General features: G+C 70.9%; 9 protein-coding genes. 2 read left to right on the top strand and 7 right to left on the bottom strand.

The window, feature by feature from the left end:
• Positions 1 to 85 precede the first annotated feature (85 nt).
• Positions 86 to 1,054: a Bug family tripartite tricarboxylate transporter substrate binding protein gene (locus QE399_RS08600; RefSeq protein ID WP_309827984.1), complete on the bottom strand. Its 969-nt coding sequence runs from the start codon at positions 1,052 to 1,054 to the stop codon at positions 86 to 88.
• 200 nt (positions 1,055 to 1,254) lie between these two features.
• Here QE399_RS08600 and hemE point away from each other — a divergent pair, with 200 nt between their 5' ends.
• Together hemE and priA are read left to right on the top strand one after the other, a co-directional pair.
• Positions 1,255 to 2,370, top strand: a complete 1,116-nt coding sequence (gene hemE, locus QE399_RS08595) for a uroporphyrinogen decarboxylase (protein WP_309827982.1) — start codon at positions 1,255 to 1,257, stop codon at positions 2,368 to 2,370.
• 855 nt (positions 2,371 to 3,225) lie between these two features.
• The gene (gene priA / locus QE399_RS08590) at positions 3,226 to 5,394 is read left to right on the top strand and encodes a replication restart helicase PriA (protein WP_309827980.1); all 2,169 of its coding nucleotides are present in this window, start codon (positions 3,226 to 3,228) and stop codon (positions 5,392 to 5,394) included.
• 221 nt (positions 5,395 to 5,615) lie between these two features.
• Here the strand turns inward: priA and QE399_RS08585 are convergent, their stop codons facing one another.
• The 6 genes from QE399_RS08585 to QE399_RS08560 all read right to left on the bottom strand — a co-directional run bounded on the left by QE399_RS08585 (position 5,616) and on the right by QE399_RS08560 (position 12,744).
• Positions 5,616 to 7,586: a gamma-glutamyltransferase family protein gene (locus QE399_RS08585; RefSeq protein WP_309827978.1), complete on the bottom strand. Its 1,971-nt coding sequence runs from the start codon at positions 7,584 to 7,586 to the stop codon at positions 5,616 to 5,618.
• 187 nt (positions 7,587 to 7,773) lie between these two features.
• Positions 7,774 to 8,655, bottom strand: a complete 882-nt coding sequence (locus tag QE399_RS08580; RefSeq protein ID WP_309827976.1) for a ChbG/HpnK family deacetylase — start codon at positions 8,653 to 8,655, stop codon at positions 7,774 to 7,776.
• A complete protein-coding gene (locus QE399_RS08575; RefSeq protein WP_309827974.1) occupies positions 8,652 to 9,074 on the bottom strand; it encodes a GtrA family protein in 423 nt (140 codons plus the stop codon). Before QE399_RS08575 ends, QE399_RS08580 begins: the two co-directional genes overlap by 4 nt.
• Positions 9,071 to 10,105: a glycosyltransferase family 2 protein gene (locus QE399_RS08570; protein WP_309827972.1), complete on the bottom strand. Its 1,035-nt coding sequence runs from the start codon at positions 10,103 to 10,105 to the stop codon at positions 9,071 to 9,073. The genes QE399_RS08575 and QE399_RS08570 overlap by 4 nt, the downstream gene beginning before the upstream one ends.
• Before the next feature lie 16 nt (positions 10,106 to 10,121).
• Entirely contained in the window at positions 10,122 to 11,585 is a 1,464-nt protein-coding gene (locus QE399_RS08565; RefSeq protein ID WP_309827970.1) for a glycosyltransferase family 39 protein, read from the bottom strand.
• A gap of 205 nt (positions 11,586 to 11,790) precedes the next feature.
• Positions 11,791 to 12,744, bottom strand: coding sequence for an AEC family transporter (locus QE399_RS08560; protein WP_309827968.1), 954 nt, complete (start codon positions 12,742 to 12,744; stop codon positions 11,791 to 11,793).
• Positions 12,745 to 12,805: the final 61 nt, after the last annotated feature.

Raw genomic sequence — 12,805 nt, 5'->3', positions numbered from 1 at the left:
TGCGGCGGCGGCACAGGCGGCGCGCGGCCGTCGCCCGAAGGCTAAGCCGCCAGCGGCCAGGGGGCGGCCCCGGCGCAACCCAGGCTCAGGGCCGGTAGCCGGAAGCCTTGATGACCGGTTCCCACTGCTGGCGGTAGGCGGCCAGGCGCTGGCGCGTCTGCGCGGCCGAGGCCACCACGGGGTCGAGGTTGCCGGCCTTGAACAGGCGCTGCGTGTCGGCATCCTGCATGGCCTTCTGGATCAGGCCGGCGTAGCGGTCCACCTGCGACTGCGGCAGGGACTTGGGCGCGAACACCGTGTTCCACCCCGATGCGGCGAGCTTTACGCCGCCTTCCTTGAGCGTGGGCACCTGCGGCACCAGCGGGTGGCGCTGTTCGCTCGACACGGCCAGGATGCGGATCTTGCCGGCCTCATGCTGCGGGATCAGGCTGTCGAGCGTGTCCACGGCCACGGGCACCTGGCCGCCGATCAGGTCGGTGAGCAGCGGGGCCGAGCCCTTGTAGCCCACGGCCTCGGCCGTCACCTGGGCCTGCTGGCCCAGCATGAGCGCGAAGAAGTGCGGCAGGCTGCCCGTGGCGGGCACGCCGATGTTGGCCTGGCTGGGGTTGGCGCGCAGCCAGGCCAGCAGGTGCGAGAGTTCCTTGACCGGCACGCCGGTGGACACGGCCACGCCGAACACGTAGTTGTTCACTTCGCTCACGGGCACGAAGTCCTTTACGGGGTCGTAGCCCACGTCGTTCACGACCAGGGGCGACACCACCATCACCGCCGGATTGGCCAGCAGCAGCATGGGCTGGCTGGCGGGCGCGTTCTTCACGTACTGGGCCGAGATGCGGCCGCCCGCGCCCACCTTGTTCTCGACGATCACCGGGTGGCCGAGCGCCGCCTGCAGCTTGTCGGCCACGATGCGGGCCACGCGGTCGCTGGAGCCGCCGGGCGGGTAGCCGACGACCAGGCGCAGCGTGGGGTCCTGCGCCCAGGCGGGGACAGCAGCCGCCAGCGGCGCGGCGGCGAGCAGGGCGGAACGGGTGAGGAACTGGCGGCGTGGAATCATGGCGGGGTGTTCTGCAGGGTTTCAGGGGGCGCTGGCCGCCAACCGGCAGCGCAGCAGCCTGCATGCTGGCACACCGCTCAGCATCTGGCGTTATGAAGATATGCACCCGGCCCCGGGCGGCGCGCCTGATTTCTTGATCTGAGGCAAGACATACCGGCTTCGGCCCAGGCCCTTCCAGACGCCCTGCGACAATGCCCGCCATGAGTTTCGCCCCGCTCCAGAACGACACCTTCCTGCGCGCCTGCCGCCGCCAGGCCACCGACTACACGCCCCTGTGGCTCATGCGCCAGGCCGGCCGCTACCTGCCGGAATACCTGGCCACGCGCGCCAAGGCGGGCAGCTTCATGGGCCTGGCGACCAATGTGCAGTACGCCACCGACGTCACGCTGCAGCCGCTGGACCGCTTTCCGCTCGACGCGGCCATCCTGTTCAGCGACATCCTCACGGTGCCGGACGCCATGGGCCTGGGCCTGTCGTTCGCGCAGGGCGAAGGCCCGCGCTTCGCCAAGAACGTGCGCGACGAGGCCGCTGTGGCCGAACTGGCCGTGCCCGACATGGACAAGCTGCGCTACGTGTTCGACGCCGTGACCAGCATCCGCAAGGCCTTGAACGGCCGCGTGCCGCTGATCGGCTTCTCGGGCAGCCCGTGGACGCTGGCCTGCTACATGGTCGAGGGCAAGGGCAGTGACGACTACCGCCAGGTCAAGACGCTGATGTACAGCCGCCCCGACCTGATGCACCGCATCCTGGAAATCAACGCCGATGCCGTCGCTGCCTATCTGAACGCCCAGATCGATGCCGGCGCACAGGCCGTAATGGTCTTCGACAGCTGGGGCGGCGTGCTGGCCGATGGCATGTTCCAGCAGTTCAGCCTGGCGTACACGCGCCGCGTGCTGGCGCAGCTCAAGCGCACGGGCGTGGACGGCACCGACGTGCCACGCATCGTCTTCACCAAGGGCGGCGCGCTGTGGCTCGACGAGATGGGCGGCCTGGACTGCGAGGTGCTGGGCCTGGACTGGACGGCCAATCTGGCCAAGGCCCGCGCCCTGGTGGGCGGCGCGGTGGGCGGCCCGGGCAAGGCGCTGCAGGGCAACATCGACCCGAACGTGCTGTTTGCCCCGCCGGACGCCATTGCAGCCCAGGCGCGCGCCGTGCTGGACAGCTTCGGCACCCCGCACACCGACCGGACGACCACCGGCCCCACGCACATCTTCAACCTGGGCCACGGCATCAGCCAATACACCCCGCCCGAGCACGTGGCCGCGTTGGTGGAAGCCGTGCACAGCCACTCCCGGGCACAACGTCGCCCGCTCTGACCCGCAGCTCGGTAGTCCAGGCGGCACGAAAGTTCCATCGGCGCCGCCCGGTTACGCATTGTTTCCAACCGCAGCCGCGGGGTGGGGTGTCTTTCGCCCATTCGGGGCATCAGGAACCTTGACTTATGCACACTTGCGGTGCTTCCGCCGTCGAGCGCTCCGGTTTTCACCGTCCGAACTTGCGGGCGCTCAAAAAAGCCGAATCGCTACGTAAGTCATTGATTTGCATAGGGCATCGCCCAATGCCGTTTTTACGGGCAAAGTAACAAAACCCTGTGTTTTCAAGGGCCCGCAGCGTTCCGGAGCGGGATATCAACAAAGTTATCCACAGAAATTCTGGAAATGTCGGGAATCCCTGTCAAATCAAGCACTTGCTGCGGCATTTGAAGGCAGAACCGCAGGCGCGCCCGGCGCGGTAGCACATTTCTTCCGGCGCGCAGCCCTTGACAAGCCCAGTTATGCACACCTTGGGCCGAGCGGAGGCTTTCGCCATGCTTTCCCAGCGCGCGCCGCGGCTTTCGATGCACTGCAGCAAAGTTATTTGATTCATATGACTTTTTTGGCGCCGGCCGAAGCCCCTCCCATCCGCCGGCACCCAGCGCCGACGCGGCTTGCGGGCGGGCTGCACCCCGGATGTCAACAAAGTTATCCACAGAAAGTCGCATGGGGCCGTTATGTCAGCCCCCCGATGGGCGCCGTGCAACGCCGACAATCGGGTGACGTGACCCCTTCCTGCGCTTGTTCGCCCCCTCCCATTGCCCCCTTGTCGACCCGCGGCCGCGCCGTGCGGCCAGCCGTGCCGTGCGCCGTCCGGCGGCTGGCGCATGCAGCGTCCGCGCCTGAGGGGTTTGCACCGTGACGGCAGACGGTCTGCCCTCGCCTGCGGGTGCTGCGCCGCCGTGCGCCTCTGTCCAGGTGGCCGTGCAAACGCCTGCGCACAGCGCCGTGGGCGACCTGTTGACCTATGCCTGCGCGGAGCCCCTGGCGCCCGGCACGCTGGTGCGGGTGCCTCTGGGACGGCGGGAGGTGCTGGGCGTGGTGTGGGACACGCCGGACCACGGCGCCGGCCTGCCCGATGGCATGGCACCCCGCGCCGTGGCGGGCGTGCTCGACGGCGTGGCTCCGCTGGACCGGTCCTGGCGCCGCCTGGTGGCCTTTGCGGCGCATTACTACCAGCGCTCCCTGGGGGAAGTCGCCCTGGCCGCCCTGCCCCCGCAGCTGCGCGACCTGTCGCCGGAGCAGCTGGGCCGCCGTCTGCGCCGCCCCGCCAAGGTGGCCACCTCGGCCAGCGGCTCGGAAAATACTACTGAATCAATAGCACTCAGCGCAGAACAGGAAAGCGCCAGAGCCCAAATCGACCAGCATCCAGGCCCCTTCCTGCTGTACGGCAGCACCGGCAGCGGCAAGACCGAGGTCTACCTGCGCTGCGTGCAGCAGGCGCTGGAAGCCGACCCGACCGCCCAGGCGCTGGTGATGGTGCCCGAGATCAACCTCACGCCGCAGCTGGAAGAGCGCTTCAATGCCCGCTTTGCCGGCCGCTACGGCCCGGGCAGCGTCGTCAGCCTGCACAGCGGCATGACCAACCCGCAGCGGCTCAAGAGCTGGCTGGCCGCGCACGCCGGCACGGCGCGCATCGTGCTGGGCACGCGCATGGCGGTGTTCGCCAGCCTGCCGGGCCTGAAGCTCATCGTGGTGGACGAGGAGCACGACGCCAGCTACAAGCAGCAGGAAGGCGCGCGCTACTCCGCCCGCGATCTGGCCATCTGGCGGGGACGCGACCAAGGCGCCAAGGTCATCCTGGGCTCGGCCACGCCGTCGCTGGAAACCTGGCACGCCAGCCGCCCGCCCACGCCGGAAGACCCGCAGGGCGGGCGCTACCTGCGCCTCGCCATGCCCAGCCGCATCGGCGCCGGCGCCCTGCCCCGCGTGCGGGTGGTGGACCTGGCGCAGCAGCCCCGAGGCAGCGTGTTCTCACCGCCGCTCATTGCCGCCATCACCGAGCGCGTGGAGCGCGGCGAGCAGTGCCTGGTGCTGCTCAACCGGCGCGGCTTCGCGCCCGTGCTGCACTGCACCGAATGCGGCTGGAAGAGCGACTGCCCGCACTGCAGCGCCCACCAGGTGTTCCACAAGATCGACCGCACCCTGCGCTGCCACCACTGCGCATACACGGTCCGCGTGCCTTTCGCCTGCCCCACCTGCGGCAACCCGGACATCGCGCCCATCGGGCGCGGCACCGAACAGCTGGAAGAGCAATTGGCCGCGTTGCTGCGCAACGTGATCACGCCGGAGCGCCGGGCCGCCCGCGTGGCCCGCATCGACGCCGACACCACCAAGGCCAAGGGTGCGCTCGAAGAGCAGCTCGCCCAGGTGCACGCGGGCGAGGTGGATGTGCTGGTGGGCACGCAGATGGTCGCCAAGGGCCACGACTTCCGGCGCATCACGCTGGTGGCCGCGGTGCAGCCAGACGGCGCCCTGTTTTCCAGCGACTTCCGCGCGCCCGAGCGCCTGTTCGCCCTGCTGATGCAGGCCGCCGGCCGCGCCGGGCGCGACGCCCAGTACATGGCCGACCAGGGGGGCCGGCCGAGCGAGATGTGGGTGCAGACCTGGCATGCCGACCACGCGCTGTACGCCGCGCTGCGCCGGCACGACTACCCGGCCTTCGCCGCGCGGCAGCTGGCCGAGCGCGCGGACGCCGGCATGCCGCCCTTCGCCTTCCAGGCCCTGGTGCGGGCCGATGCGCGCACGCAGGAGGCGGCGCAGGCCTTCCTCACCGCGGCCAGCCAGGCCGCGCGCGACGGCGGACTGCCGGGCCTGGAGCATGTCTTCCTGTTCCCGCCCGTGCCGCTGGCGATCCAGCGGGTGGCCAATGTGGAGCGCGCGCAGATGCTGGTGGAAAGCCCCAGCCGCGGCGCGCTGCAGCGCTTTCTGGCCGCCTGGCAGCCGGTGCTGCACGCCACGCGCGCGCAGCCCGCGCACAAGGGGTTGATCCGCTGGCTGGTGGACGTGGATCCTCTGGCGATCTGACGGTCTGAACGCCGGCGCAGCGCGGTCCGGGACGTCGCCCGTGGGCGTGCCGCCGCCCCGGTGGCATGCCGGAGTCTGCGCGACCAATGCCCCACGGCATTTGAATGAAAACAGGCCACAGCGCCCGTCCAACAAGCGCAATCAGCTACAAAATAGAGAGCATCAATGCAAACCGCCGGCTACCGCACAAGGGCGGCAGCCGGCGGCCGGGGAGGGAGCGATCAGAGCGCGCCGTCGCCCAGCACGATGCCTTCACGGCGCGGGTCCACGCCGCCTTCCAACTGCGCGGTTCCGTTGCGGTTGACCCGCATGATGGTGGACACGCCGCTCGATTGCGCGCCGTTGGATACGGTGTGGCCCTTGGCCTGCAGGCCGCTGATCAGGCCCGTGAGGTCCAGAGCGGTGTTGGCGCCGTCCACGTTGGTGGTGGCGCTGTTGGTGGCGCCGAAGTTCACCAGCGAGGTGGCCTGCTGCGCATTCAGGCCCCAGTCCACGGCGCCCACGACGGTCTTCATCACGTACTGGATGATGGTGCCGCCGCCGGGCGAGCCGGTGGCCATCAGGAAGTCGCCCGGCTCCGTGCCCTTGAACACCAGCGTGGGCGCCATCGTGCTGCGGGGGCGCTTGCCCGGTGCCACGCGGTTGGCCACGGGCGTGCCGGCGCTGTCGGCCGGCTGGGCCGAGAAGTCGGTCAGCTGGTTGGTCAGCAGGAAGCCGCCCACCATGTGGAAGGAGCCCATGCTGGACTCGACGGTGGAGGTCATGGAGACCACGTTGCCATACGCGTCGACGATGGAGAAGTGCGTCGTGCCGCGCTCGACCGTCTTGTCCACGCCCAGCGGCGTCGAGCCCAGATCGCCCGCAGGCACCACGCCCTGCGAGTTGCCGTCAGGGCGGATCAGCGCGGCGCGCTGCTTCAGGTAGTCCTTGTCGAGCATGGTGGCCACGCCGCGGCCGGGCAGCGGCACGAAATCGGTGTCGGCCACGTACTTGTCGCGGTCGGCATAGGCCAGGCGCTCGGCTTCCGACACCAGGTGCACGCCCATCACGCTGGGCACGCCGCCTTCGTTGGCGGGGTTGGTCGGCGGGTACTGGGACAGGTTGAAGTTCTCCAGGATGCCCAGCGACTGCGCGATGGCGATGCCGCCCGAGGACGGCGGCGACATGGTACAGACGTAGTAGGTGCTGCGGTAGGTGGTGCACACCGGCTCGCGCTTCTTGGGCTGGTAGGCGCGCAGGTCGGCCACCGTCATCAGGCTCGGCGTGATGGGGGTGCGGGCGGCGTCGTCGCCCACCGCCTGCGCGGCCTTGGCGACGATGGCCTGCGCCATGGGGCCGTCGTACATCGCACCCGCGCCCTGGCTGGCCAGCGTGCGCAGCGACTGCGCATAGGGCAGGTTGGTCATGGTGGTGCCGGCCGCACGCGGCGTGCCGTCGGCATTGAAGTACAGCGCCACGGCGTTGGCATCGAGCCGCAGGCTGGCGGCATTGCTGCTGATGGCGCTGCCCATGCGGGCCGGGATCTGGAAGCCGTTGGAGGCCAGGCGCACGCCTTCGTCGAAGAGGCCGTTCCAGGCCAGGCGGCCGTGGTCGCGGTGGGCCATGTCCAGCATGCGCATCACGCCGGGCACGCCGATGGAGCGGCCGCTGCGGCGGGCGCTGGGCAGGGGCGCGGGCGATGCAGCGTTGGCCTGGTCCTGGCGCACGAGGTAGAAGCCGGTGGCGGCGGCGGGCGCGGTCTCGCGGCCGTCGTACGCGATGACCTTCTTGGTCGCGGCGTCGTAATACATCATGAAGGCGCTGCCGGCGATGGTGCTCGACTGCGGCTCCACCAGGCCCAGCACGGCCTGCACGGCCACGGCCGCATCCACCGCGGTGCCGCCGGCCTTGAGCACGTCGCAGCCGGCCTTGGTGGCCAGGGGCGTGTTGGCCACGACCATGTATTTGCTGGAGTACTTGGCCTGGTTGCCCAGGCGGTAGCCGGAAGCCGCTTCAGGCGCGGCAGGGTCGCCCGCCAGGCCGGAGCCCACCACCACGGCCGAGCCGGTGCTGGAGAGCACCGAGCAGCTCTGGGCGTTGTTGTCGACGGCGAGCGGCGCGTTGCCGTCCGAACCGGAACTGCCGCCGCAGCCGTACAGCGCTGCGGAAAAGGCGATGGGTGTGAACGCCCATAGCCAGGTCTTCTTTGTCATGGAATGACTCCTGTTGTAATGATTCGCCCGGCCTGGACAGGCCGGCCCCAAAACGAAGCAATGATCATGCCGCTGGCCACGGCAACGCGGCCGCAAAGGCTGTCGCGGCGGTGACGCCGCCAACCGCTCGTTGCTTCGCCATCATCCGCCCCGCAGGCCGCATGTGGCCTGCGTGCAATGCTCTCTTTTACGCAGCATCCGGCGGTGCACCAAACCAGGCCGCAAGGGCCTGCGGGCCCTGCTGCACCCGGCGGCCCGTGCGCTGCAGCAGCGCGCCGAAATCATCGGAAGCAAGGAAGGCGTATTCCACCGCACGCTGCGTGCCGATGGCATCGCCGGGCACCGCGGTGGTGGCGGGGTGGCACATCAGCAGACTCCCCTGCGCCGCGTGCGGCAGCCACTGCGCCATATGCGCGCCATAGGCCGCGGCATCCGGCGCGTCGAAGCCATAGACCCCGCCGAAGCCCTGGTTCGTGGCCACGCCTGCGCGGTGCAGCGTGCGCGTGGCCGTCCAGCCCCCCAGCAGCGCGATGAGGGCCGCCTTGGGCTTCCGCCACAGCCCGCCCGCGGGCACCGTGGAGCGCACCCAGGGCCGTTCGTGCGGCGCATAGCGCGCCTGCAGTTCGGCCAGCAGCGCATCGCGCACGCGCGGCAGCTGGTGCACGTGCTGGTGGCCGTCAATGAAGTCGGGCGGCGTTTTGAGCGCGCGCTCGAAGGCATCGAGCTGCGTGCGCCACGCCGCGCGCATCGGCGCTTCCGACAGTTGCCGCCCGTAAGCCCGGCGCAGCATGGTCCCGAGCGGCTGCGCCGCGTGGGCGCCGCCATGGCCTTCGGTCAGGTTGAAGTGCAGGCCCACGGCCAGCCGGTCGCGCAAGGCCGGCAGGCGCGCGGCGGCCGCAGGCCACTGCGGCGCCGTGGTCATGCAGCTGGTGGCAGACAGACGGCCGGCCCGCGCGAGCCGCTCCACCGCCTCGTCCACGGCGGGGTGCAGCGCGTAGTCGTCCGCGCACAGAACGATGGCGTGGACGGCCCCGGCAGAAACGTCGTCGTCAACGCGGCTGGCGGTCATGGCGCGCTCGCCTTGAACGCCCAGCATTTGCTCAGCACGAAGGTGCCCACGGCCACCAGCACCAGCACGCCCGCCAGGCTCCAGAAGTAGTGCCAGTGCAGCCAGTGCAGGGCCGCGTAGTACAGCGCCTCATTGGCGGCGAACGACAGGCAGGCCACGGCGAAGAAGCGCGCCGCCACGGCCCAGCCGCGGGCCTGCGCGCGGGCGAAGGTCAGCCGCGCGTGGCCGGTATAGCTCACGGTGAACGCCACCAGGAAGGCCAGCACGTTGGCGGCCAGCGGCGGCATGCCGGCCAGCGCCACCAGCGCGCCCACCACGGCCAGGTGCGTGGCCGCGGCGGCAGCGCCCACCAGCACGAACTGCAGGCCCTGCGGCAGCTGTTGCAGCAGGGTCCACGGCCCGGCGCCGCGCAGGCTCATGGCCGGGGCTCGCGCAGCGGGCTGCGGTCTTCGTCGCAGGCCACCAGGTAGACCGGCCGGCGCTTGACCTCGTCGTAGATCCGGCCGATGTATTCGCCCAGGATGCCGATCGACATCAGCTGCACGCCGGAGAACAGCATGATGCTGACGGCCAGCGTGGGCCAGCCTTCCAGATCGCTGCCGAAGACCACAGTGTCGATCGTGATCCACAGGGCGTAGGCCAGCGCCAGCAGCGAGATGCTGCCGCCGATCATGCTCCACACCCGCAGCGGCAGCGTGGTGAAAGAGGTGAGTCCCGACAGGGCCAGCGAGCCCAGGCGCCGCAGGTTGAAGCTGGATACCCCCGCCGCCCGGTCCAGCGGCACGAAGGGCAGCGCGGCCGTCTTGAAACCGACCCACGCGTACAGCCCCTTCATGAAGCGGTTGCGCTCGGGCAGGGCCTTGAGCGCATCGGCCACGCGGCGATCCATCCAGCGGAAGTCCCCCGCGTTCGGCGGGATCTTGACCTTGTTGCCCGCGTTCATCAGCCGGTAGAACACGTTCGTGCCCACGCGCTTGGCGCCGCTCTCGGCGCCGCGGTCCGCGATCACGCCGTAGACCATGTCGAAGCCGGCCTGCCACAGCGCATGCATCTGCGGCAGCAGGTCCAGCGGATGCTGGAAGTCCGCGTCGATCAGCAGCACGGCGTTGCCCCGCGCATGGTCGATGCCGGCGGACAGGCCGGCCTCCTTGCCGAAGTTGCGCGACAGCGCCAGGTAGCGCAGCGGCAGTTCCTGCGCCAGGCGCAGCGCCACCTCATGGGTGGCATCGCGGCTGCCGTCGTTGACCACGACGATCTCGAAGTCGGGCGTCAGCGCGCCGGCGGCCTGTGCCAGCGCACGCAGAAAGCCTTCCAGGTTCTGCGCCTCGTTGTGGGCCGGCACCACGCAGCTCAGGCGCAGCGGCGCGCGGGGCAAGGGGCCCGGCGGGGCGCCCGGGGCGAATTCGGCGTGGAAGTCCGTGGCCGCGTCGGCGGAGGGGGGAGCCATCATCGGAGCGTCGCAGTGGTCAGGGTTGGCGGGCGCACGCGGCGGGCACGTAAGCGCGCCAGTGCACGGTGAGCGGCTGGGCTGCGCCGCGGTACGGCCAAGCGACCGGCACCTGGCCCTCGTGCACCTGCATGCCCGGCTGGGCGGGCAGCGTGTCGAGCCAGGCCGGCACGGAGGCGCCGTCGCCCAGACCGATCCACAGTGTGCCACGCGCCTGCAGGCGTTCGGGCGTGATCCAGGGCGAGAAGCGCGGGTCGCCGGAGATGAACACCGAAGGCCGCTCCGGCAGCTGCGCCGCGACCAGCCCCACCCCCCAGTAGTCGCCCGCCACCGAGTCCAGCGGACAGCGTGCGTGGGCCAGCCAGGCCGCCTGGGCCTGCTGCGCGATCGCCGCCTGCGGCCAGTCCGTGCGCGAGGGACGGTGGCGCCACTGCGCCCCATAGGCCAGCAGCGCGCCGGTCACCACGGAGACGAGCACCAGCCACACTGCCAGGCCGCGCAGCAGCCGCGGCTGCATGGGCGCCAGCCACGGAGCCGGCAGCCACGCGGCCACCAGGAGACCGCTGAACACCCACATGGGCACGCCCCACATGTCGCGCACCCGCAGGCCAAAGGCCAGGCCGACCAGCACCACCAGCAGACACGGGCCCAGCGCCAGCGCCACCAGGTAGGCGGGCCGGCTGCAGTGCAGCTGCCAGCGGCTGCCCGTGCGCAGCACGGCCTGGCGCTGGCGGCGCGTACCCCACCAGGCGACGAGCACGATGACGGCCAGCGGCAGGTGGTTGAGCGCCTGGGTGGCGAGGAAGGCCAGCGCATCCCAGCGGCCGTTTCCGCTCTCGCTGGCCGCGCGGCCCTGTGCATAGGCGAAGGGCAGCCACTCGGACCGCCACAGCCAGTGCAGGTGCGGGGCGAACAGCAGCGCCATGGCGCCCAGTGCCACCCAGGGCCCGGCCCCGCGCAGAACGCGGCGGTCGGGCGTGCCCAGCAGGTACAGCGCCAGCACCGCGAGCAGCAGCCCCTCCGAATACTTGGTCAGCAGGCCCAGGCCCGCCACCCCACCCAGCAGCAGCCACTGGCGCAGCCGCCCGTCCTGCAGCGCCGCCAGGAGGCAGTAGCCCACCGCGGCCCACAGGGGCAGCTGCGCGATGTTGTGGTTGAACTCCAGCGCCGGGCGGGTGTAGTAGGCCACGCCCATGGTCAGCAGCGTGCCGAGGAAGGCACGCTCGCGCGACATCAGCCGGCAGCCGGTGCGCCACACCACCCACAGCGTGGCGGCGATGAACAGCTGGCTCAGCAGGAAGGGACCGACGTGGCCGAAGGCCCGGTAGGCCAGTTCCAGCACCCAGGGCGTCAGCGGCGGGTGCTTGTAGTAGCCCCACTGCCACTCCCGCCCCCAGGACAGGCTCTCCACCACATCCAGCGGCAGGCTGGCGCTCAGCAGAGGCGGCAGCAGCGACCACGCCAGCACGTACAAGACGGCCACCGCCGCAACGGCACGCGCGGGAACGCGGAGGGGCGGCGAAACGGCGGCAACGGCTTGCATACAGAAAATAGGAGATAGATAGGAGGCGGCCGCGCGATTGTAGGAGCCGGACTACTTTCTGAAACGCGTCGCCGGGCAGCCGCTGTGCGTTCCGGTCACACCAGCGACGCCGCCGGCTCACCCCTGCGGGCGGGGGCCTGCCCCCTCAGTGCACCAGCAAGGCCACCGCGCCCGAGAAGCTCAGGAAGGCCAGTGCCGTCGACACCAGGATGATGCGGGCGATGCGCCCGTTGTGCGCCCCGAAGCGCTCGGCCAGCAGCGAGACGTTGCTGGCGCTGGGCAGCGCCGCGGCCAGCACCAGCGCCGTGTGCGCGAACGGCGTGAGCGGTGCCCCCAGGGCGATGGCCGCGGCGCCCCCCGTCCAGACCAGCAGCGGGTGCACGAACAGCTTGGCCAGGGCGATGGGCACGTAGTCCCGCGCGGGGACCCGCTCGTGCTGGTTCATCTGCGACCGCGCCAGCACGGCACCGATGGTGAACAGCGCCACCGGCGAGGCCGCGTCGGCCAGCAAGGCCACCGTGCGGTCGATGGGCCCCGGCAGCTGGAACTGCAGGGCAGACGCCGCAGCGCCCAGGGCGATGGACCAGGGCATCGGGTTGGTCAGCATGCCGCACAAGGCACGCCGCAGCGCCACCGCCACGCCATGCGTGCCCGCGCCGTCCAGCCGAGAGAGCGCGATGCACAGCGAGGTGGTGAGCACCATGTCCACCAGCATGGTGAGGATGGCCGGGCCCGCCGCCTGGGCGCCCAGGAGCGCCACCAGCAGCGGCACGCCCATGAACCCGGTATTGGGGAAGGCGGCCACCAGCGCGCCGAAGGCCGCGTCGTTCCAGCCCAGCCGACGGCGGGTGAGCGCCACCGCGCTGGCGACCACCACCAGCGCCACCGCCACGTACACGCCGGCCGCCGCGGGGTCCAGCAGCACGCCGATCGGCGTGCGCGCACCGAAGCGGTACAGCATGCACGGCAGGGCGAAGAACAGCACGAAGGCGTTCAGCCCGCCAATGGCCGCCTGCGGCAGCACCGCCGTGCGTGCGGCCACGTAGCCGCACAGCACGAGGGCGAAGAAGGGAAAGGTGATGAGCAGGACGGACAGCACGGGAGGGCATTGTCGCAAGGCGGCGGGTGCGCCCCGGCCAGGGCCCGAAGCGCACCGGGCG

Origin of the sequence: Paracidovorax wautersii (genome assembly GCF_031453675.1) — a bacterium.
Classification (GTDB): Bacteria; Pseudomonadota; Gammaproteobacteria; order Burkholderiales; family Burkholderiaceae_C; genus Paracidovorax.
Note: the sequence above shows the minus strand (reverse complement) of the source record. Positions and strands in the feature narration are given on the sequence as shown.

Bases quoted from the DNA above. Each gene is read 5' to 3' on its own strand.
- QE399_RS08600 (WP_309827984.1), bottom strand. From the start codon at position 1,054: ATGATTCCACGCCGCCAGTTCCTCACCCGTTCCGCCCTGCTCGCCGCC.
- QE399_RS08580 (WP_309827976.1), bottom strand. From the start codon at position 8,655: ATGACCGCCAGCCGCGTTGACGACGACGTTTCTGCCGGGGCCGTCCAC.
- hemE (WP_309827982.1), top strand. From the start codon at position 1,255: ATGAGTTTCGCCCCGCTCCAGAACGACACCTTCCTGCGCGCCTGCCGC.
- QE399_RS08575 (WP_309827974.1), bottom strand. From the start codon at position 9,074: ATGAGCCTGCGCGGCGCCGGGCCGTGGACCCTGCTGCAACAGCTGCCG.
- QE399_RS08570 (WP_309827972.1), bottom strand. From the start codon at position 10,105: ATGATGGCTCCCCCCTCCGCCGACGCGGCCACGGACTTCCACGCCGAA.
- QE399_RS08585 (WP_309827978.1), bottom strand. From the start codon at position 7,586: ATGACAAAGAAGACCTGGCTATGGGCGTTCACACCCATCGCCTTTTCC.